At 41.1% G+C, this 19443-nt stretch carries 25 protein-coding genes and 1 other annotated feature; of the genes, 7 read left to right on the top strand and 18 right to left on the bottom strand.

Going from position 1 to position 19443, the window contains the following annotated elements; genetic code table 11:
* Positions 1–19: 19 nt before the first annotated feature.
* From CN378_RS04620 to CN378_RS04640, 5 genes are all read right to left on the bottom strand, one after another.
* Positions 20–535 (bottom strand): GNAT family N-acetyltransferase, encoded by a 516-nt coding sequence (locus CN378_RS04620; RefSeq protein WP_098350756.1) that lies wholly within the window; start codon positions 533–535, stop codon positions 20–22.
* 43 nt (positions 536–578) lie between these two features.
* Positions 579–803: a hypothetical protein gene (locus CN378_RS04625; protein ID WP_098350757.1), complete on the bottom strand. Its 225-nt coding sequence runs from the start codon at positions 801–803 to the stop codon at positions 579–581.
* A gap of 15 nt (positions 804–818) precedes the next feature.
* On the bottom strand, positions 819–1754 hold the full coding sequence (locus CN378_RS04630; RefSeq protein ID WP_098350758.1) for a GNAT family N-acetyltransferase: 936 nt from the start codon (positions 1752–1754) through the stop codon (positions 819–821).
* Between the two features lie 87 nt (positions 1755–1841).
* Positions 1842–2381 carry a DinB family protein gene (locus CN378_RS04635; protein ID WP_098350759.1) on the bottom strand — a complete coding sequence of 180 codons (540 nt, stop codon included), beginning with the start codon at positions 2379–2381 and terminating at the stop codon, positions 1842–1844.
* 189 nt (positions 2382–2570) lie between these two features.
* A complete protein-coding gene (locus tag CN378_RS04640) occupies positions 2571–3416 on the bottom strand; it encodes an alpha/beta fold hydrolase (protein ID WP_257141006.1) in 846 nt (281 codons plus the stop codon).
* 391 nt (positions 3417–3807) lie between these two features.
* Here CN378_RS04640 and CN378_RS04645 point away from each other — a divergent pair, with 391 nt between their 5' ends.
* Positions 3808–4446: a zinc dependent phospholipase C family protein gene (locus CN378_RS04645; RefSeq protein WP_098350761.1), complete on the top strand. Its 639-nt coding sequence runs from the start codon at positions 3808–3810 to the stop codon at positions 4444–4446.
* Here CN378_RS04645 and CN378_RS04650 read toward each other — a convergent pair.
* The gene (locus CN378_RS04650) at positions 4435–4827 is read right to left on the bottom strand and encodes a DUF1259 domain-containing protein (RefSeq protein WP_098350762.1); all 393 of its coding nucleotides are present in this window, start codon (positions 4825–4827) and stop codon (positions 4435–4437) included. The genes CN378_RS04645 and CN378_RS04650 overlap by 12 nt on opposite strands.
* Before the next feature lie 142 nt (positions 4828–4969).
* On the opposite strand from CN378_RS04650, the gene CN378_RS04655 reads away from it, so the two are divergent.
* Positions 4970–5824, top strand: a complete 855-nt coding sequence (locus tag CN378_RS04655; RefSeq protein ID WP_098350763.1) for a helix-turn-helix domain-containing protein — start codon at positions 4970–4972, stop codon at positions 5822–5824.
* Positions 5825–5836: 12 nt separating this feature from the next.
* Positions 5837–6190: a VOC family protein gene (locus CN378_RS04660; RefSeq protein ID WP_098350764.1), complete on the top strand. Its 354-nt coding sequence runs from the start codon at positions 5837–5839 to the stop codon at positions 6188–6190.
* 25 nt (positions 6191–6215) lie between these two features.
* On the opposite strand, the gene CN378_RS22285 is transcribed toward CN378_RS04660, so the two are convergent.
* On the bottom strand, positions 6216–7097 hold the full coding sequence (locus tag CN378_RS22285) for a LysR family transcriptional regulator (protein WP_179884813.1): 882 nt from the start codon (positions 7095–7097) through the stop codon (positions 6216–6218).
* 118 nt (positions 7098–7215) lie between these two features.
* Between CN378_RS22285 and CN378_RS04675 the strand changes: the two genes are divergently transcribed.
* On the top strand, positions 7216–7842 hold the full coding sequence (locus CN378_RS04675; protein WP_098350766.1) for a class I SAM-dependent methyltransferase: 627 nt from the start codon (positions 7216–7218) through the stop codon (positions 7840–7842).
* 62 nt (positions 7843–7904) lie between these two features.
* Here the strand turns inward: CN378_RS04675 and CN378_RS04680 are convergent, their stop codons facing one another.
* The 4 genes from CN378_RS04680 to CN378_RS04695 all read right to left on the bottom strand — a co-directional run bounded on the left by CN378_RS04680 (position 7905) and on the right by CN378_RS04695 (position 10386).
* Positions 7905–8378 (bottom strand): GNAT family N-acetyltransferase, encoded by a 474-nt coding sequence (locus CN378_RS04680; protein WP_098350767.1) that lies wholly within the window; start codon positions 8376–8378, stop codon positions 7905–7907.
* A gap of 27 nt (positions 8379–8405) precedes the next feature.
* Positions 8406–8876: a GNAT family N-acetyltransferase gene (locus CN378_RS04685; protein WP_098350768.1), complete on the bottom strand. Its 471-nt coding sequence runs from the start codon at positions 8874–8876 to the stop codon at positions 8406–8408.
* A 189-nt stretch (positions 8877–9065) separates the two neighbouring features.
* Complete coding sequence (locus CN378_RS04690; protein ID WP_257141007.1) at positions 9066–9497, bottom strand: GNAT family N-acetyltransferase; 432 nt, start codon at positions 9495–9497, stop codon at positions 9066–9068.
* Positions 9460–10386: a DMT family transporter gene (locus CN378_RS04695; protein WP_098350769.1), complete on the bottom strand. Its 927-nt coding sequence runs from the start codon at positions 10384–10386 to the stop codon at positions 9460–9462. The genes CN378_RS04690 and CN378_RS04695 overlap by 38 nt, the downstream gene beginning before the upstream one ends.
* Positions 10387–10492: 106 nt before the next feature.
* Between CN378_RS04695 and pdxR the strand changes: the two genes are divergently transcribed.
* Positions 10493–11884 (top strand): MocR-like pyridoxine biosynthesis transcription factor PdxR, encoded by a 1392-nt coding sequence (gene pdxR / locus CN378_RS04700; RefSeq protein ID WP_098350770.1) that lies wholly within the window; start codon positions 10493–10495, stop codon positions 11882–11884.
* A gap of 103 nt (positions 11885–11987) precedes the next feature.
* On the opposite strand, the gene CN378_RS04705 is transcribed toward pdxR, so the two are convergent.
* The 7 genes from CN378_RS04705 to CN378_RS04735 form a co-directional block, all read right to left on the bottom strand.
* Positions 11988–12665 carry a phosphopantothenoylcysteine decarboxylase domain-containing protein gene (locus CN378_RS04705; protein WP_098350771.1) on the bottom strand — a complete coding sequence of 226 codons (678 nt, stop codon included), beginning with the start codon at positions 12663–12665 and terminating at the stop codon, positions 11988–11990.
* A gap of 197 nt (positions 12666–12862) precedes the next feature.
* On the bottom strand, positions 12863–13387 hold the full coding sequence (locus CN378_RS04710) for a P-loop nucleotide/nucleoside kinase family protein (RefSeq protein ID WP_098350772.1): 525 nt from the start codon (positions 13385–13387) through the stop codon (positions 12863–12865).
* A 133-nt stretch (positions 13388–13520) separates the two neighbouring features.
* Positions 13521–14144 carry a hypothetical protein gene (locus CN378_RS04715; RefSeq protein ID WP_098350773.1) on the bottom strand — a complete coding sequence of 208 codons (624 nt, stop codon included), beginning with the start codon at positions 14142–14144 and terminating at the stop codon, positions 13521–13523.
* A 261-nt stretch (positions 14145–14405) separates the two neighbouring features.
* Positions 14406–15215 (bottom strand): protein phosphatase 2C domain-containing protein, encoded by an 810-nt coding sequence (locus tag CN378_RS04720; protein WP_257141017.1) that lies wholly within the window; start codon positions 15213–15215, stop codon positions 14406–14408.
* Between the two features lie 3 nt (positions 15216–15218).
* On the bottom strand, positions 15219–15665 hold the full coding sequence (locus CN378_RS04725) for an HIT family protein (protein WP_098350774.1): 447 nt from the start codon (positions 15663–15665) through the stop codon (positions 15219–15221).
* A gap of 45 nt (positions 15666–15710) precedes the next feature.
* Positions 15711–15929: a binding site (T-box leader), on the bottom strand.
* Positions 15930–16032: 103 nt separating this feature from the next.
* The gene (locus CN378_RS04730) at positions 16033–17253 is read right to left on the bottom strand and encodes a GNAT family N-acetyltransferase (RefSeq protein ID WP_179884814.1); all 1221 of its coding nucleotides are present in this window, start codon (positions 17251–17253) and stop codon (positions 16033–16035) included.
* A gap of 57 nt (positions 17254–17310) precedes the next feature.
* The gene (locus tag CN378_RS04735) at positions 17311–17775 is read right to left on the bottom strand and encodes a DinB family protein (protein ID WP_098350776.1); all 465 of its coding nucleotides are present in this window, start codon (positions 17773–17775) and stop codon (positions 17311–17313) included.
* 895 nt (positions 17776–18670) lie between these two features.
* Here CN378_RS04735 and CN378_RS04745 point away from each other — a divergent pair.
* Both CN378_RS04745 and CN378_RS22530 read left to right on the top strand, forming a co-directional pair.
* Positions 18671–19132, top strand: coding sequence for a DUF4367 domain-containing protein (locus CN378_RS04745; protein ID WP_098350778.1), 462 nt, complete (start codon positions 18671–18673; stop codon positions 19130–19132).
* Between the two features lie 14 nt (positions 19133–19146).
* Positions 19147–19299, top strand: a complete 153-nt coding sequence (locus CN378_RS22530) for a hypothetical protein (RefSeq protein WP_179884815.1) — start codon at positions 19147–19149, stop codon at positions 19297–19299.
* Positions 19300–19443: the final 144 nt, after the last annotated feature.

Consider the following 19443-nt stretch of genomic DNA (forward strand, 5'->3'; position numbering starts at 1 on the left):
CCTCTCCCTTCTATACACATCAAACAAACCTGTACATAAGAACATCATCCACATATGTATCTTCATTTATCTTAAATTCCCTAACTTTCCGACCTTCTTCTATAAAGCCCATCCTTTTGTATAACGCAATGGCTCTATGATTGGTTGAAAACACTCCTAGACTTACCTTCTCGATATGAGGGTGATTCTCTGCCCAATCCAGCAGGGCTTTCAGAAGTAATGTTCCGATTCCCATGCCCCGGTATGGTTCCATGATTGACATGGAAATGGAACCGGTGTGGGACATTCTTTTTAGTCGGTTTGACCGAAATTCGATGGATCCTATAACCGTTTGATTCACCTCTGCAACAATCAGGGTTTCCTTTTCATTACTTATGATCCCCTGAATGATTTCTCTTTGTTGCTGGATGGACTCCTTATCAAACTCTTCGGCTGTGGATATGAAATAGTTTCCTTCAGTAATAACGGAGGATGATATTTCTAAGAGTGATTCTGCATCTTCTTGTCTTCCAGTTCGAATGATGCAATTTCCCATAAAGATTCCCCCTGTTCATGCGAGCTGAATTTCAGTTCCGGTCTCACAACAAGAACCAGGCAATGATACTTACAACGACTAGTATGTATCCGACTGTTATTTTGTAAAATTGAAGAATATATCCTGCTGCCAATAGGAGAAGTGCAGCCCATTTAAAATGATAATAATCCCTGATATTTTCAGCGATATACCCCATCCATGTTGCAAATGCCAAAAATAGTAGGAGAAAAGGAATCAAAATAGATGCCCCAATCCTTAAGACATTCATTCACTCACTCCTCTTCTAAAGAGTATTCAGCGGCTCATCACCAATGTACATATCCACCAAAGATCCATTCCGAATAAACCCAAGGTCTTCATAAAGCTTAATTGCACGATTATCTTTAATGACAGATAATCGGGTAGCCGGGTACGCTTTACTCGCTATGCTGATTGAATGGGTTAACAAGTACCGTCCAAGCCCCCTTTTTTGATGGTCAGGGTCTACGACCAAGCTCATGATGAGGGGATAATTTTCAAATTCCATGTGAAGACATACCCCGACAATGGTGTTCGTCCTCTTGTGGACAACCACTCTCGAGCACTCATCCATGATGGTATTGTTTTTATGTACGTCCAAGAATTCGTTTACGTGGGGTAAATAATCCTCTTTGGATCCAATTTTCTCATAAGCCGGATTGGCTTTATAAGCTTTTACAAGTAAGCCTGCTATATCTTCTGTATCTTCTCTTGAAACGGCTCGTGATTGATACCCTTCAGGAAGCACGGCCTTAAGGGGTTCTGTCGGACGGATCATCCAGTGGTTCGCTTCATTGATTTGACATCCATACTGTTCATAGGCTGGCACCTGTTCTTCCACGATCTCTCTAATCATGATTTTCTCTTCCGACTTCGATACCTTTTTTAAATAATGTAACAGCCTGTGGACCAAGCCTTTATAATCATTATAAGGTGGGACCACAAACAAATCGTACATGAAATGTGGTTTTAGAAATACACCGCCTATGATGGTCTCATCCTTCATGATGAGATATCCGCAGTCAAAAATGGTTGCCACTTCGATTAATGCCTCAGGTGACCTTCTAAAATAGTAATCTGCACATTTTTGTCCATGATAGATGGAGTGATATCGAACGAATTCTTTAGGTTCTTGATACACTAATTGCAATCCGCCTTCTAAATTTATCTGTTTATCTAATACTTGTACTTGATCATTCATATTTTTCTCCCTCTTCTTCAGCTTAGCTGTCCGAATCCCCCGGTAACCTTCAGCTTATCCCCCAGTGTATCTGATAACGTAAAAAACTCAATAAAACACCCGACCATCATCCGAACTCAAATATCGATCCACAATCAGCCTTCGATGATGGATCTCATGCCCGGCAATGATGTATGCAATCGCTCTGGCCGTGACTTCTGCTCCATTGGCGTTCCCTCGCTGAAGCAGGGCTTCTTCATCCATGCTCTGTAGAAGGAGAATGGTATTCTGACGGACAAGAGATTGATGATGTAATAGCTCAGATAGGGTAAAACGGTTGAATTTGGCCCTTTTCACATACTCATCGTCCTGATAACCCGGCAGCATCGCCTTCTCTCCCCTGCCAACAGATAGAAGGCGATAGCCCATAATGCGTTCTGTATCGGTTATATGGCCGACCACTTCCTTGATTGTCCACTTTTTCGGTGCATACCGTAACTCTGCCTTTTCTTCACTTAAATTCTTTAACAAATTCATGGTTTCGTTGAGTTGACCATCAAGCACCTGGAGCAGGTCTCCGTCAGGTACATTGTTCACATACTCCTTATAATACGGAGGATACTCGTTTGTTTCTGGTTTAATTAGCATGACTTCTTCCCCTTTTATATGTCTTACTTGTATCTACCATTATTCCAAAACATCACATACCAATTATTTCAAAAACAGTTTATTCTTACAATCATTTTTGCAAAATAGTGCATCATGAGTGGACTCACAACAACATTCAATAAAAAAAGGGCACTTCTTATCAAGAAATGCACCTTTTCACTAGAGTTCTTAAACCAAACAATTGAAATCCTTCACCATTTCACTGAACTTTTCTTTTTCTTCTATATGAGGCAAGTGGTCGCTATTCTCGAAAATATAAAATGATGAATTGGGAACAAGATGAAAGATTTCTTCAGAAAACACAAATGGGCATTGAGAGTCGTACTTCCCACAGAAAATGATGGTCGGGGTCGTGATTTCTGAAATGTTTTCTCGAATATCATACGTTGAAAGTTCTGTATTAGAATAATAATCCAAACGTTTTTGAGCCACTTTGCCGCTGCTTGGCTTAGAGAAGTAATCCTCGTATCTCTCCGGGTCATACAATGACATTTCTGCCCATTCCCGGCCTGCTTGTACGAGCTCTTCTTTGCTTACGTCTTCAGACTTAAGGACGGAAACGATCTCTTTCAAACGGTCATTATCAGGATTCTTGTCGCAATAAATACTGTCCTGATGCTCCATATATTCATTTGTAGCGGATGCCCCGCCTACAATCAAGCGCTTTAAGGAATCCGGGTGATCAGCAGCATAGTGCAACCCGAGCATCCCGCCGGTTGAATGACCGGCAAAGTTCCAGTGATCATACCCCAGAGCCATGCGAATCGCTTCTAAATCTTTGCTTGTCTCACTCATGCTCAGTTCATCTTCGTGTATCACTTCAGTGGAATTCCCTGTCTCCTTCAGGTTCACAAGGTACACTTTAAAATCTTCGACAAATCTGTCAGCGAAATGATACCCTCGCTCGTTAAACTCACTATAAAGATGCGTCACACATAACGGTTCCCCATTACCCGCTTCAAAGATTTCGAATTCGCCTCGATCTGTCTGGATCAGCTTTTGTTCCCACATCATGTTTCCCCCATTCTGTTTTGTCTGTATCGTTTTATTATTGGGTATATATCTTAAGTACTATTTATTAGACGGGAGCCAAAATAGAATAGTTTCAATTATTCTGTTAACTTTATTTATATTTTTATAGAATCTGGGTCACTGCAGATCGTCATCTACTCCAGAACCTTTACAACCCCTCTATGAGCCGACTCAGCAAACGGTTGTTCTAGTATGATATACGTCTTATGAAAGGTAAAAGTTTCGAAAAATCAGGATCATTTTATAAGGCTCTTTTCGTAAATATTGTTGCTTTTAAATAAGACAGGTTTAATTTACTTTTTATGGTATTATATTTACAGTAGCTTGTTCAGCAAACGGACAGAAAATATTCAAAAAAGGGGGACTTTGTGTTTTGGGTTCAAGAATAATGCATTTAATTATTGGTAATAAAATTGCAGATTCTTTATCGATTGAAGATAAAACAACATTTTTGTTGGGGAGTATTGCTCCAGATGCTGTTTCTTCATTTGAAGAAAAAAACGTATCACATTTCTTTATAGGGGAAGTCAAAGATTATTCAAGAAGCGTTGATTATAAAGGGTTTTTAAATAAATATAATTCTAGAGAGGAAAATACAAATCCATATATATTAGGATACTATACACATTTAATTGCCGATGATATATTTCTAAGAGGTTTTAACCTTTCTTGGTTAAGGAACAGAATGGAAGCTGATGAAGGATTATATAAGTTGTATCATAATGACTTCCGATTACTAAATGGAAAATTATTAGAATACTACGGTTTTACAGATGAACTTAGAAAACAACTAAGTTATTTTCCTGCAATTCTAGATTTAGAAGAGGTTAAATCGAAAGATGTTAAAAAATTTGTCTCTTTTGCATTAGGTGATATGGAGTACGATAAGAAAGTAATAAATGAACAACTTAATGTATTTACATTTAATCAGATCATCGGTTATATAGAGACATCCGTTGATTTAGGATTGCTAAAAACGAAACAAATTGGGGAAGAACCTTTATTTCTTTAAAACAGTAAGAGCCTCGGCAACCTTGTGGGCAAAACGTAAAGGCGGCTCCACGGATTGAAAGTGAATGTACATAATTTCTGGTTTGGCAAAGAGCCAATGATTGTGGAGAGCACTGATGATCACCCCTTTTTGGATAAGCCGTTTCGAGAATGATTGAATTTCTTCTTCCAACAGGACTACTTCCCCAAGATTCAATGCATGACCCTCTTGATCCATTGCCTCGAATGAGAAGCCTGCCTTCAGCTCCCCTCTGCTTGGCCTTCCTTGAATCGTTACATATAAATGTCTGTCGATGGATACGGAACATACTCCATTTTTCAGCTTTGCTTTCCCATTCAGAATCTTACCGTACTCCGTGCACAACTCATGAAACTGATACATTGATTGAACCCACCCTTTTTGTTTCCACTTTATTCTTAACAAGGTTGTAACATACCATGATTCGGTAAAGTCATTGCAGGAGAATGGGTCTTAGACTTGAATGTAATATAGTAGACGAATAGAAAGTAAGAAGGTGTTTTGTATGACACGTTTTCATTTTTTCCGGCCAACGATCATGCCAAGTCCCTATACAGAATATAAGGAATTCCAACCGGCACCGTTTCTCCGCCCCTATATTTGCTGCTATTGGCTTGCCTCCCCTTATAAGAAGCAGATCCCCCACTATACGTATGACATCATTCCAGACGGATGCACTGATCTTCTATTTGAATACGATCGTCTGCGACAAACCAGTTCTGTTACTTACTATGGAATCTTTGATGGGTATTTTCGTACGACCGGACAGCATAATCCCGATAAAATCACCTTTGGCATTCGTTTTTATCCGGGTAGTTCAGCTTATTTTATCAGGGAGAAGGCGAAGACGACCGCCCACTCGATGATCGATCTGAATCTATTAAATCATTCTTTTATCGATAAACTTCGAGATCGATTGCAGCAGGCAAGCCATCTCACGGAGATGATTTCGTGTTGTGATGAGATTTTTTCGAAAGCGTTGAAAGATCAAAGGTCATTAAGACAGGATGCCTCTCTTCAACAAATTCTTTATACCATTGTATCTGGCCGTGGGACAGCGACCGTGGAAGAAATCAGCAGACAAGAAGTCATGAGTGGCAGAACGATGAATCGCCTCTTTGAAGAACGCATCGGGTTAAGTCCCAAGAAATTCAGCCAGGTCATCCGCTTTCAATCCGTATTGAAAGAGTGGTTGAGCCATCCTTCCAGAACTAATCTTGCTGACGGATATTATGATCAATCGCATTCCATTAAAGATCTCAAAAAACGGACAGGAAAAAATCCTTCTCACCTTAAAGTGTCCGATTTTTACAATACGGCCTTTCATCTTTCGGATACCATGGAACATAGTCAAAGATAGGAGGAAAAAAAGATGAACTATTCAGGAGTGACCTTTCAGGTTCGAGTCACAGATTATGAAAAAGGGTTGAGATGGTACCAGACACTATTCAATCGGGATCCAGACTTTATCCCCCATGAGGATTTTGCCGAGTGGGAAATCGTGAAAGATACCTGGCTGCAGGTGGCTAAAGGAGAACCTGCGAAAGGGAATGGTCCATTGCGTTTAGGGGTTCAAGATATCCATTCCGAACGTGAGAGGTTGATGAAATCAATGAATATGATGATTGAGGAAGTTCAGACCAGGGAAGGGGTTCCCGCAGCCTGGTGTACGTTTAGCGATCCTTATGGTAACCTGGTCGGATTATTTGAAGAGTTAGAGTCTTAACAATAGAGCGGGGAAGTCCCCCGCTCTATACCTGTTCCCATGAGCCGGACCTCACTGTGTCCACGAAACGCCGGGCAGCTGGAGGCAGGGACGGTTCACCATCCAGGCTCACTAAGGCGATTTCCCTGTATAGTTTCGGCATATCATCTGGTACGAGCCTGACCAACGTGCCTTCTTCTAAATGGACGGAAACCATGGACTCTGTGAGAAGCGCGGTTCCACGGTAGTGACGGACAAATTCCATTGCAGTGGCTGGAGGCAATTCGATGGAATCCCCACCAAATGGCATATGGGTTCTCTGCCAATGCTTACTCTCCTCGCTCCAATCGGTCATGATGTAGGGTTGGCTTGTGAGAAAGACATCCTCTACCCTATACCTATCACTTTTAAGTGGCTCGCGGGCTACTAAGACCAAAGGTTCTTTTATCGTATAAAGCTTTTTGAGATCTTTATTGAAAAACGGGCAAGTAATCATCCCCAATTTAATACTTCCGTCATAAAGCATGTCGATGATCTGTTGATTATGGCCGGTATGGATGGCCAGTTGGATATCTGGAAATTCCGTGTACATTTCCATGACGATCGAGGTGAAATGTCCGGAAGTAAAGGTCGGAAGGGTTCCGATGGTGATTTCCCCTCTTCTTCCTTCTTTTATCGACTGCGCCCTTTCTTTCCCTTTCTGCAGTACCTCAAGAGCCTGCCTGGCAAAAGGAAGAAACCCCTTACCCAAATCCGTCAGCACCATCTGTTTCCCGAACCTGACAAAGAGGTACCCCCCGACATCTTTCTCTAACTCTTTTATCCGCAAGCTGACAGAAGGCTGCGACACGTCCAGATAGCGTGAAGCCTTGCTGTAAGAACCGAGCCTTGCCACGAGCTCAAACGCAATCAGCTGATTGATTTCCACCCTGACCCCTCCACAACTATAAAAATAATTAATAGTAACTATAAATGATATAGGATTGTTTAATAGTAATAAGAAAATTATAGTGTAAAGACACGATGAATAAAAGGAGGGATTTAATATGAAGGTAAAAACAACGTTCCAACGAATCATGGACACCCAGTACAGCCGGCCGACTGGAATTCTTGGATGGATGATTGGGGAGAAAATGATCCGCCAGCATAAGCCTGAATCGCTTTGGACCATCGAAAATCTTAAACTACAGGAAAATGAACAGATCCTCGAGATTGGATGCGGGGCAGGATTTGCATTGAAGCAGATCGCTTCAATGAAGGGAACCCACACACTCACGGGGCTTGATTTGTCAGAAACCCTTCTCCTGTCAGCTGCTTTACGCAACAAAAAAGATGTCAGACAAAAGAGGATGAAACTTGTGCATGGCAGGGTCGAAGAAATGCCTTTCCCCAATGAAAAGTTTACAGCCGTGTTCAGCATCCATTCGGTTTATTTTTGGGAGGACCTGTACAGATCGTTTAAAGAAATTCACAGGGTGCTGACTCCTGGAGGGACCGTCCTGATTACACTTTGCGATGGAAAAGACGGGGAAGACTGGGATTCGATCAAGAAGATGATTCGAAGTGAATTGCTCCCAATAATGGAGGAAATGACATTCAAAGACATTAGCGTACTGGAAGGACCCGTCTCCCGTGGGTATCATACAGTGGGTGTATTTGGGGTGAAATCTTGATAGGAGATATAGATACAAAAAATGGTGTGGAGGGTTGGTGATTGTACCAACCCCTCGACTGTCTATAATTCAATCCCCATCCGCCTTGACTTTGTCTTTAATTTCATTGACTCATAAAATTTTATCGCATCCTCGTTAAACTCCCACACGGCGAGTTCCAACGAGTCCGCTTCTAGACTCTTTGCGTACTCCACTATTTTTCCGAAGAACTGTTTCCCCATCCCTTTTCCTCTGAACCGATGATCCACACCGAAATCGTCCATATAGACAATCTTCCTTGGCACAAGGATAGGCCTTTCCTCGGTAAGTTTAATCGTGAGGATGGTATACGCGATCAGCTGTTCATCTTCTAACAAGAATACCTTGGTATTTTCTCCACGTATTAAGCTGGTGAAGTACTCCCTGTCTAACGTCGTATCAGCCATTCGATAATGATCCGGTCTTTCCTTTGTATGCATTTCGTGAACTTGCTTCTGGATGCGATGAACCGCATCATAATCATCCTTGGTGGCTTCTCTCATATGTACAGTCAACATTTCTTCCCCCTCTTGAAATAAAGCAGTCTAACAAATCTTTTTATAAAAAATAAGTGTGGCATGATCATTTAATCCCTTGGAGACTCCCGTTTTATGAAAGCCCATTTTTTCGTACAGATGGCAGTTCCCCGCTTCTTCTAACAGCGTAGCCAATTCCCACGTTTGTGCTTGAGGGAATAGGTCTTCCACCAGGAGGATCGCCTTCTGCGCAATCCCTTTTCCTTGGTAAGAAGGAAGAATGAACATAGGGCTGATCCAGAACTGCCCATCTTCTTTCCAATAGACGCAAATGGCACCTGCGAGCGTATCATCAGTGAATATCTTATAAAAGCCACCGTTTGGTCTGTTGATTCTGTGTTGTACTTTTTCAATGGTTTCGTTCGCTGGATTGGTGTCATGATCTTTGTACCTATCCAACAGTGGCTTAAATGCCTTCACTTGGATATCAAAGATGGATTGGGCATCTTGATTTGTTGCTTTTTCTAATCGAACCTTCATAATACCCTCCGATTTATATGTTGCTTAACATTTCAATCCAATATTTCTTAAGATTTATTGCTCTGTCATCCACATCTATTATTTCAAAAACTCTTATTTTTTACAATATACCGGATGGCAGGAAACCTTAGCCGTCATCAGTCTGTGAAAAACTGATCATTAATTGGCATTCCACACTAAAGGCTACGTTTAGATCTTTTTCCTAAACGAATAACACCACTTCTCATACCCCATCTTGCTTTCATAAAAGCGGTGGGCCTTACTTCTCATGATCCCTGACTCTAACGCGACGTACTCTGCTCCAGTCCTTTTCGCATAGGAATGGATGTAATCCAACAACCTCTCCCCATGACCGCTTGATCGCTGTGTCGGATTTGTAACCAAGTCATAGACGAATAAATGATGCTTATTATAGAAATTAATCGACTTTCTTACACCTGCCAACGAGACGATTTCATCTTCAACAGACAACGCAAATAATAAATACCCTTCTTTCCTCATATCATGCGCAAGCTCCATATACCTTCCAAGCGTCAAATCTGTTCTTAACTGTTTCATGACCTCGAATGAACGTGTCCACTCCTCATCGGTTACCAGCTGTTTGATTGTGATAGAATCCAATATTATTTCCCCCTTCTGTCTGTTTCTTATTAGCTTTCAATGCAATAAAAGCCCCCAGGCTCGATACCAAGCATCCCGCCACTAAACATACGTTCAGTTCCGTCTCACCGATGATGACTGAGGCAGCACCACCCACTGCAGGAAACAAAGCCACCATGTAGCCGCTCTTACCCGCTCCTATTTCACTCACCAATTTCAAATAAAACAGCCAGGCGAAAAAGGAAGCAAACAATGAAAGATACACAACCGCCATCCAGTAGGAAGGTATCGCAGGGAACGTCATCTCGGTATCTTGCATAACTATTCCGCCTCCAAGGAAGATGCTTGCAGCCGTGAAGCCAATGGCATTCGAATAAACTGGATCAATCCCTCTGTCAGAATTAATGGAGGAACATACATCTCCTATGGACGTGATGATGGTTCCTGTCAGCGCGAAGAGAATCCCTTTAACGGATAACGTTTCAGGGTCCTCCATCAGGGTTGGAAATAACAATAGAAACACTGCCATGATTCCGAGTGCTCCCCCAATGCCTAACCCTTTGCTTACAGGTTCTTTCTTCACTAATGCAAGGGCTGCCGGTGTCAGCACGACTTTCAGGGAAAAGATCATCGTGACGATAGCCGCTGAACTCATGATGGTCCCATGATATAGAAATAAATAACTCCATGCGAAGTTGCATAAGCCAAAGAGAATGACCGTCAGATAATCTCTCTTTTCAAGTGTGTGTAATGGTCTCCTCATAAAGAGAAGCAGAATAAAAAGAATGGTTGTGATGGTCAAACGGTAGAATAATGATAACTCCAAAGGGACCCCATCCCCTTGTATCTTAACCGCAATGAAGTTCAACCCCCAAACCAATGTGCAGAATCCAAACAAAAACTTTGTCATATGATGGCCTCCAGTAGTTGTGCTCTCCACTTATTATTGATTCTCACTGTCATTTCTTAAAGGGTCAGTTTACAATAAACCTAAATGACAGATCGGAGGACCTAAGATGTTTGAGCTTTTATTCAGTATCGATCGAGAAAGCCATATCCCTATGTATCATCAAATCTATCAGTATCTGCGTACTCAGATTCTATCTGGAAAAATAGATAAAAACACGAAACTTCCCTCCGTCAGACGTTTGGCTGAACAACTCAATGTAAGTCGGAATACGACGCAAGTTGCGTACGAACAGCTGCAGTCAGAAGGGTATATCCGGAGTGAAAACAAGAAGGGCTATTTTGTGGAAGCAATGATTTTAGAAGACATGCTTGCCTTTGACACAAAGAAACAATCTGCTCCTATTGAAGCCCTAACGAAACCTGAGCTCATTGATTTCAGGCTAGGGACAGTGGACGAAGAGAATTTCCCTCTGAAAAAGTGGAGAATGTTCACAAACAAAGTCATGAAAGATCCGGACATGTATACGTATGGGGAGAAACAGGGAGATAGAAGGTTGCGTGTAGCATTGGAAGATTATCTGTTTCAATCACGAGGAGTCAAAACGAGTGCGGAGCAGATCATGATCGGGGGCAGTACCCAACAGTTATTAGTACTCGTATCACTCCTCCTGAAAGATAGCGTCCAATCGATTGCCGTTGAGGATCCCGGATACGATGTGGCAAGAGAGCTGTTCAGTTTAATGTCCTTCTCCGTTCACCCAATCCCCGCGAAAGATGACGGCATCATGGTCGATCAATTAGTCTCAGCGGACACCCAATTGGTATATGTGACGCCTACCCATCACTTTCCTTATGGAGGGACCATCCCGGTCAGCCAACGCGTCGAATTGATCCAGTGGGCTAACGAAGTGGGGGGATATATCATCGAGGACGATTATGATAGTGAATTCCGATACATCCATCAACCCGTACCTTCCCTTCAGAGTATCGATTCGACTCAAAGGGTGATCTATATGGGAACCTTCTCCAAAGCACTGCTCCCGACCATCAGGGTCAGTTACATGGCCTTGCCGGAAGAACTGATGGTAAAGTATCGAAAGACCATGGCAGTATTCGAACAAACCGCTTCTGCCATACATCAAAGAACACTTGCCACTTTCATGAATGAAGGACATTGGTACCCCCATTTAAGGAAGATGAAGGCCTTATATAAACGGAAGATGAATCTACTCCTCAATGAATTAACCAAACACTTTGGGGATTCCATTACTATAAAGGGTGGTAACTCAGGTATATTTATCATCATTGAAGTGAAAACAGATGTAAGTGAAGAGCAGCTTCTGGAGGATGCCTTTGAGGAGGGCGTCGTCGTGTATCCATGTTCCAGATACTATGTTAAAGAGCGACCAGTCTATCCACATGTGCAGATGGGGTTGGGGAATTTGACCGAGGAAGAGATTGTTGACGGGGTTTCTCGGTTGGCGAGTGCCTGGTTGTGACGATTTTTACAATAAATCAATGTTTTCAGGCGTACTCCCTGGGATGTACGCCTGATTCGAATAGAAACTTTTCTTTATTTGGTCCTGTTAATGAAGTGAAGGTTTAAATACTCTCCGCAAGTATATGTATTAAACCCTCAGCCGTATCTTTTTTGCTGGCGTACTTTTGTGGGGATTGACCCTTTGACACGATAAAATGCTCTGCTTCTTCCCCATAAAGGGAACTTGTTTTATTTGCAACCATATATTCAGCCCCTGAAGTCTCCATTCGGAGATTAGCCCTCTGAAATAAATAATCCTGGTCCTCACTGTGTTCTAACTTAAATCCGACAAGTAACACATCTGGATTCCATTTTTTAATTTGTGACAATACTTTCGGAGCTTTCTTAAAGTGTATAATTGGAGGCTCGTCACTGGACATCTTTCCTGACTCTGGCAGTGGATTCCCTTGTGAGTCCAATACTTTATCAACCACCCAATCGGATCCCGCAGCTGCCATGATGACAACGTCAACAGCTTCAGATTGCACAGTCGTTTTAATTTTCTCTCCTAAATCCTCAATACCCTCGAACGGTATTAGTCGCAAGTTAGGATGATTCTCAGGGAGCTTTGCAAAATAACCGTGCAAATAAATGACCTCTGCCTCCTGCTTCAAGGCTTCTTCAGCTAAATAACACCCTATCGTACCTTTTGCTAAATTAGTGTGCCCTCTGACATTATCCCACTTTTCAAGGGTACCGCCGCTTGTAAATAAAATCTTCTTACCTTTCAATTGACTCATATAGTCACCATCTGCTTTCCGTCCATCTTCAGCTCTTGAACTTGATGCTCGTTTTATTTCACTCACAGAGACTAGGATTGCTAAGATTCAAAAAAGCTCTTTTGGACATGTCCCCAAATGCACTTTTAGCCATCCCCTCTTACCAACTGGAAACACAATCTGCTCCAAAGATGGGATCTATAGGGTTTCTTTCAACCTTATTCATTCAAATAATCTATTACCTTATCTATATATGTTTCCAACGGCTTACTAGTATCCACCACCAAACATGGATATTCAACAGGCTTTTTACTACTTTCAATGGTGTTTCTGAACGCCTCTAATGAATGTACCGATTCTATTTGACTGATCTTACGCTCCCTGTTCTTCAAACGACGATTTATCTCGTTAAAATCGTCCAGGCAGCACTCCACATACTTGTATTTCACTTTAAATTTCTCAGCAAGACTTGCTCCCTTTTGTACCATTTCATCATATAAACAAGGACTGTCAAATATCACTTTTTGACCTTGGTATAAAAGAGATTCAATTATTGCCCAATCAATCATATAGGATATTTTCCCTGATGTGTGTCCATCCATTTTGGCTCCCTCATCGGTCTCTAATAATGCCGTCTTTCCAACATCATGGTCAATAATGATTGCACCTGTGCTTTTGGCAATTTCAAGAGCAAGAGTAGATTTTCCCGAACCTGGAAAACCTGACATTTGTATAAATAACATGAATATACCCTCGATTCTATTTGGTTCTTTAAAAGGATCAATACTATTTGTTTAGACAAGGGGCACACCTCACAGGATTAAAACACTCCTTCATCCATTCCAAAATAGCCGCCCCTCCCTGCTCTCTTCACCATTATTTCCTCCTGCGAAGAAAAATCTTCTGAAGAAGAGAGGTTTTATGTACGGGTGCTGGCTCTCTTTGAATCTGTATGACCTCCCAAAACCCATCTTTCTCTGAAGGATCTACTAATATATCCAGACCAAAATAAAGACAATATTCCTGCATATCCTGATAGTCAAAGGAGTTGGGATCTTCCTCTGCTAAAACCACGCTGTGATTCACTGGGTCTTTTTCAAATGATAGCGGCTCACCGTATTGTTCTATACCGTCATACCCTTCACCAACATCAAATTTCCGCAACAGCTGGCCCTCTTGAAATATGTTCAAATGGTAAGTATCAACGGTGCTCTGACCTAAGGTATGAATGACCAGGGTATTGAAACGAGAAGAAAGCGTGGAGGTTAACTCCATTAACTGTTCATATGAATCATGCAGGACCGTCACCCACTCCTCATACAGGTGGCACAAAGCAAATTGCGTCGGAATGTCATGATCAAAAAACGGTAAAGTAGAATCCTGATTGGAGAGGATCACTGGCTTACGGCCGTGTTGATCCTCTAGCCATCTAACCAAAACAGCTTTTACTTCCTCTACCCTGTCTGTCTTAATGTGAATGTGATACATGGCGACTGACAAATGCATTCCTCCTTAACAACTACCTCTTAATACCAATTATTTCAAATACCAGAGTCTTACTCAAGGAAAAGTTTACAAAAAAAACGTTTCAGCCGATTCCTGGAGCTTCTCTCATTTTCCAACGATTTAGACTCCACCTAAAGGAGCTTGCTAATTAAAAAAGACTCGTCAATCTCGAGTCTTCCGTAAAGAATTTTAGCCATAATCATGAAGTTCGCCATCAGCAGCAAATGAACCCAGCCAATTACCAACACCAACACATTAAAGATCACTTGGTTCAGTCACATCTGTTAATATATTCACGTCCCAAGCGATGATGGTTGTACTATCTCTAACATTATTTTCTTTGATGGTATTTAGTAATGCCATTATTCCCTCATTAAGTTTGTGGTCTTTTGTATCGTTATAAATGTCTCTAGGATTAGAATAGGGTTCATTAGGACATTCAACTAATCCATCCGTTGTTAACAAGATACGATTCAAGCCTTTTCTTAGTTCTCTTATTCCTCTATTATAACAAGGAACTTTTTGATCGAACGTATTGACCTGGCCCACCCATTCATAAAATTGTCTTTGGTTCACTTGATATTGGCCGAGCTTGGCGAGGTCCGGATGGAACAAGTATGAAATACAATCTCCTATGGAGAACCACCAAAGATATTTTTCTTTCCTTAATGCGATTAAACAAGCTGTTTCGCCTTTAACTCTTCGACACTCATCAATGAATTTTTCATCCTGTAAGATCTTAAGTATCGTTCCTTCAAGTGTTTTTAACGTTTGTTCAAAGTGCAGCAATAATATAGTTTGTATTTCTTCTCGGAAAATTAGAAATTGGTTGATGACTAATTCAGCACTTTCAGCTGAATTGTGAGCATCTAATAGAACTACAAACTCCCAATCTTGTTTATCATCAGTCCATATAAGGCAACCGTCTTCGTTCTTATACTGTCCTGCAACTGAATTCCCACCAAACCGCCCTAATGTGATGTGGTTGATAGTATGAACGATTATTTCGTCTACAAGACTGGTTTTACTCCCAACCCAACTGAATTCACTCATTTGAGCTGCCATCAATCAGTTATTCTCCAAGTGCATTCTGATCCGATTGCATAGGTTCACAACTTGCTCGTTGTCTCCCCTTGGGGCGTCCTCCCAATCATACACTTCCATTGGTCCCCAGTGTTCTATTGGAGTATTGGGATAACGGGCCACTATGTGCATATGAAGATGAGGAACAGAGTTTCCTGAAACAAGTGAATAGATATGCTCGGCGTTTTCTGATTCCTTTAATGCCCTACTTACCCTTGCCATCATCACCCCAAATGCTCCTGCTTCTTCTACCGTCATATCGGCTAGCGAGGGAGTATGTCTCTTTAAATCAATCATCATATGACCTAAATAGTTCGGCTTCCCCTTTCTGTCAATATGACCAACATATACATAATCGTCTTCATAAATCTTTACTCCTGAAGTGGAGATTGTGCCATCGTGCTTCTGACAGATAAAACAACTTTCACTCATACTAGGTCCCCCTTAAATTAAAATAAAAAAATCCTGCCGTCTCATTAAAGAGACGATAGGATTAGTATCGTGGTACCACTCTTCTTGTTTCAATTCTTTTGGAAGCAAAACATCTCAGAACTCTTTTACGGAAGTCAACCGTATAGATTTACATCTCAATCTATCCACTCCCAGGCGAGTTGGGGACGCTATTGACTGTCTCGCACCTTCCGACAGCTCTCTACACAATAACTCATCCTTACTACTCCTAATCAAAGCGTTTGGTTTATTCATTTTTTAAAATTCTATATTTTTCCACTTCGGTTGTCAATAACTATTTTTCGAATAAATACCTGGAGACAGGTGTTGGGCCACCGTCCCCAATGACCTAGAACGCCTTCGTACACATCGGTCTTCCCTCCGTTTGAAAGAGGTTATTGATGTGGGGAACATACTCTGGATTAGAGAGCTTTGCCTTTCCCCACTTATACAAAGTCCGAAAATTCACCGCCCCCATGATCATAGAGGAGAATTCAGGGGTCTCCATTTTCACTACGGTATCGACTGGGTGTTCATGGAAGCTGGTGATGGTCCCATCTGAAAACGTCACTGTGAAATTTTTTGAATCATCACTCTGCAGTTCATCCTGTATTTCAAATTGGACCGTCAAGGAGACGTTGCCGAATGGGTGATTTTTCTCGGACAGCTCCACGAATAAGCCCTTACAATCTATCACTCTATACATCACACCAACCCCAAGATTCACCATGTGCTTATTATCAACAGAGGGCGCGGTATCAAGCATTGTATTCATTCCACTCTCAGGTGAACGCACAAAATGGAGGAAGTCATCATTGTTTGAGTTGATGATGATTCGTTGGAATTGATCTGATTGTTGATGTAAGAAAGTCGATATTTCTTCAATCACTTCGCTCGTTTCAAAGAATAGTTCATGGATATACAGATCTTTTCCCTTGGGTTCATACAGTACGTAGCCAAGTACCTGATCATTCCGTTTGAATCCCACAACTCTTCCGAAATTGAAGGGTCTGTTTAACTCCCGCTCAGTTGGAAATCGCTTCGTCATCCCATGCGTGTTTTGATAGACCCGGTTGTAGCAATCCAGTATCAAAAATCTGTCCTTCCTGCTTAGCTGTGTAAGGTGGTCTTTACGGGAATAATCTTGAAATGCTGTTGGATGTAAGTAATATTGATAAACGTGAGTCCCGATTCCGAATCCCATTTTTTTATAAAACGAAACGTTAAAAGGATATAACATAACGAGATGATGGCCTTGGGACTTATTAAGCTCGTAGAAGTAATTTACTAATTGAAAAGCATTTCCCTCTTTTTTATGTAACACATCCACTGCAAGCATTCCTACCCCGCCAACCGAAATGGTGGTTTGGTTCAAGTTCATTTCGAACATGAATGTCCTCATACCCGCTACTAAATGGCTTCCTTTAAACATTCCATATAAGCTTTCACTTGGCGTTTCCTCAATATGGTCTTTCAACCACTGATCGGCGTTCAAACCAGGGAATGCCCCATTGGCAAGTGTACAGAATGACTCGTATGTAGAATGAGTGATTGCCTTTATTTCGTTCAACATGAAAACTCCTTTCGATGTATCTATAACGTGAATGTCTGAAGAGAAAACGCCACCTTATTCAAACATCAGAATATCAGGGTCTTGATCAAGACAGTGAACAAGCATAGCGTGCAGCTGCCCCCTGTGGTGGTAGATGTGTGCTAATATCTCTAATAACCACTCATATCTAGTGTACGTCACGCCCCAATAGGAAGTGGTTTCAGACATAAGTTGATCTTCAGAAAGTTTACTATAGTTATTTTTAAGAGCATGGTAATTCGCGTTTAACCCTTCTTTAACCGAGTTCAATGTGGGATATGACACGCCTGAATAAAAACGTTTCATGTCTTCCCCTGACGCTCCATTTGAAATACGCCAATCCGCTTCAAATAAGACGGCTATATGTTCTAATAATTCTCCGATTGAGTGCTTATTGGGAGTGGGCCGCTTGTTTAAGTCTTCCTCTGTTAACTGATCCATTATTTTCAGGAGTGTGTTTATGGCTACTTCTATTTGTTGGAATACACTTTCAATAATCATTATGCTCACCTCGTTTTCGGTTCTTTCACATCATTGTACCAAGGGACCTGATCCCTTGGCTTACACGACACTCTTCATTGGTACCTTATTTTTTTGTACACCCCAAACCCGAGGTAATAAATGAGACCGATCCCCATAATGATCACACCATAGACTATAAATCCCATTCCACCCCAACCTCTGATAAAGACAATCCCAATTACAAAAGAGATATACCCTATAATTGATATGAGTAAAGGGGCAATGAACCCTTTTTTCCTTTTTGCTCTAAAGAAATGAATAAAAGTCAAAATCAAAATGGCAGTCAACACGGATACAGCAATTACCGCATCTCCGTAATACTCCCACCACATAAACATCTCCCCTTTTGCTTTCACCTTATTGTTTATCAAGGAATCTTGTGCGTAAACTTCCAGTAACCTGCATCTTAACTCCATACCAATTATTTCAAAATAAGGAAGCTTCCTCAAGGAGTATTTTTATATAAAAAAAGAGCCTATCCTGTTTAAGTAAAGGGTTCCGTTTTCGGGTACTTTTTGTATGAACGGCATTAAAACTGACCTATGGATTGGCATAGGTCAGTTTCTTATTATATCGAGGTTTATAAAGTATTAACCATGTAAAATGACAGTCCAAAATACAAGGTTTTTATTCCGGACAACATCTATTGTCCTCATAAAAAAAGGTGCCAAAAAGAGTGTCAATTGCCTCGCCGTTTTGTCTCTCAAAACAAATCATAAACTGTTATATCGGCAACTTAACCTATGGTAAAATAAGGATAGACAAAGAAAGTTTATATTCCATTAAAGGGCAGGTTAATTGAACAAGTTTTTTACTGAAAATTGAAACTTTTCCCACTGCTTCATCGTATATATAATTAGTTAGGAGGGAGTTTATGAAAAGATTATTCGTGTTATTCGTCATATTGTTCCTAGGAGCTTGTGGGAACGGTGGGACTTCCAGCAGTCTCGAAGACTTTGATAACTCCAATTTAAAAGAAGACCTTAAAGAGGAGGCATTTCAATCAGAACTGCCTACGAAAATGCCTTTCGAAGTGAAAGAAGCAACTTTTACACCGACTCCAGGAGAGCAAAGAGAGGTAATGCAGACTTTCCAATTCGACGGAGTGGATGGTCAATTGATGGATTTGAAAACCAATAGTGGCGAAGTTCACTTTTCAGGCACTGATAATGAGGAGCAAGTGGAGATTGGTAATAATGAAGGTACTTTTGGAAAAACTGAAAATGGTTCATTGAGTCTTCATTGGGAAGATGGAGACCTGACGTATCACTTAATGGCAAATGGTGATGAAATTACGAAGGAAGAGTTAATTGAAACAGCAACATCATTTGAATAATGGGAGGATGAACAATGGGAATTTATTTAGGAATTGGACTTTTTGTTGTTGTAGGCATCGGTTTATTTGGAGCTTTAGGAAGAAGGACCCTTCAGGGGAGCAAAGATGAACAGTTGCAGGAATTGGAACGTGTGAAATCACAAAGTAGTGGATTTGGAGGATTTTAATCTTTTCTTGTTTTGTTAAGTATTAACGTATAAGTTTTCTCATAAAGGGGAGTAATTCCAGGTTAATGGATAGCTCCCTTTGTTCCGTTATAGGGGGCTTTAATGGAAGATCAATATGCCGTACTAATTTCTAATACAAGACAA

The sequence above is a fragment of the Bacillus sp. AFS015802 genome (assembly GCF_002561455.1).
Lineage (GTDB): Bacteria > Bacillota > Bacilli > Bacillales > Bacillaceae_B > Rossellomorea.

What these genes read in the sequence shown, in the direction of transcription:
- CN378_RS04620 (WP_098350756.1), bottom strand. Translation starts at nt 535, where the DNA reads ATGGGAAATTGCATCATTCGAACTGGAAGACAAGAAGATGCAGAATCA.
- CN378_RS04625 (WP_098350757.1), bottom strand. Translation starts at nt 803, where the DNA reads ATGAATGTCTTAAGGATTGGGGCATCTATTTTGATTCCTTTTCTCCTA.
- CN378_RS04630 (WP_098350758.1), bottom strand. Translation starts at nt 1,754, where the DNA reads ATGAATGATCAAGTACAAGTATTAGATAAACAGATAAATTTAGAAGGC.
- CN378_RS04635 (WP_098350759.1), bottom strand. Translation starts at nt 2,381, where the DNA reads ATGCTAATTAAACCAGAAACAAACGAGTATCCTCCGTATTATAAGGAG.
- CN378_RS04640 (WP_257141006.1), bottom strand. Translation starts at nt 3,416, where the DNA reads ATGATGTGGGAACAAAAGCTGATCCAGACAGATCGAGGCGAATTCGAA.
- CN378_RS04650 (WP_098350762.1), bottom strand. Translation starts at nt 4,827, where the DNA reads ATGTATCAGTTTCATGAGTTGTGCACGGAGTACGGTAAGATTCTGAAT.
- CN378_RS04655 (WP_098350763.1), top strand. Translation starts at nt 4,970, where the DNA reads ATGACACGTTTTCATTTTTTCCGGCCAACGATCATGCCAAGTCCCTAT.
- CN378_RS04660 (WP_098350764.1), top strand. Translation starts at nt 5,837, where the DNA reads ATGAACTATTCAGGAGTGACCTTTCAGGTTCGAGTCACAGATTATGAA.
- CN378_RS04675 (WP_098350766.1), top strand. Translation starts at nt 7,216, where the DNA reads ATGAAGGTAAAAACAACGTTCCAACGAATCATGGACACCCAGTACAGC.
- CN378_RS04680 (WP_098350767.1), bottom strand. Translation starts at nt 8,378, where the DNA reads ATGTTGACTGTACATATGAGAGAAGCCACCAAGGATGATTATGATGCG.
- CN378_RS04685 (WP_098350768.1), bottom strand. Translation starts at nt 8,876, where the DNA reads ATGAAGGTTCGATTAGAAAAAGCAACAAATCAAGATGCCCAATCCATC.
- CN378_RS04695 (WP_098350769.1), bottom strand. Translation starts at nt 10,386, where the DNA reads ATGACAAAGTTTTTGTTTGGATTCTGCACATTGGTTTGGGGGTTGAAC.
- pdxR (WP_098350770.1), top strand. Translation starts at nt 10,493, where the DNA reads ATGTTTGAGCTTTTATTCAGTATCGATCGAGAAAGCCATATCCCTATG.
- CN378_RS04705 (WP_098350771.1), bottom strand. Translation starts at nt 12,665, where the DNA reads ATGAGTCAATTGAAAGGTAAGAAGATTTTATTTACAAGCGGCGGTACC.
- CN378_RS04710 (WP_098350772.1), bottom strand. Translation starts at nt 13,387, where the DNA reads ATGTTATTTATACAAATGTCAGGTTTTCCAGGTTCGGGAAAATCTACT.
- CN378_RS04720 (WP_257141017.1), bottom strand. Translation starts at nt 15,215, where the DNA reads ATGGCAGCTCAAATGAGTGAATTCAGTTGGGTTGGGAGTAAAACCAGT.
- CN378_RS04725 (WP_098350774.1), bottom strand. Translation starts at nt 15,665, where the DNA reads ATGAGTGAAAGTTGTTTTATCTGTCAGAAGCACGATGGCACAATCTCC.
- CN378_RS04735 (WP_098350776.1), bottom strand. Translation starts at nt 17,775, where the DNA reads ATGATTATTGAAAGTGTATTCCAACAAATAGAAGTAGCCATAAACACA.
- CN378_RS04745 (WP_098350778.1), top strand. Translation starts at nt 18,671, where the DNA reads ATGAAAAGATTATTCGTGTTATTCGTCATATTGTTCCTAGGAGCTTGT.
- CN378_RS22530 (WP_179884815.1), top strand. Translation starts at nt 19,147, where the DNA reads ATGGGAATTTATTTAGGAATTGGACTTTTTGTTGTTGTAGGCATCGGT.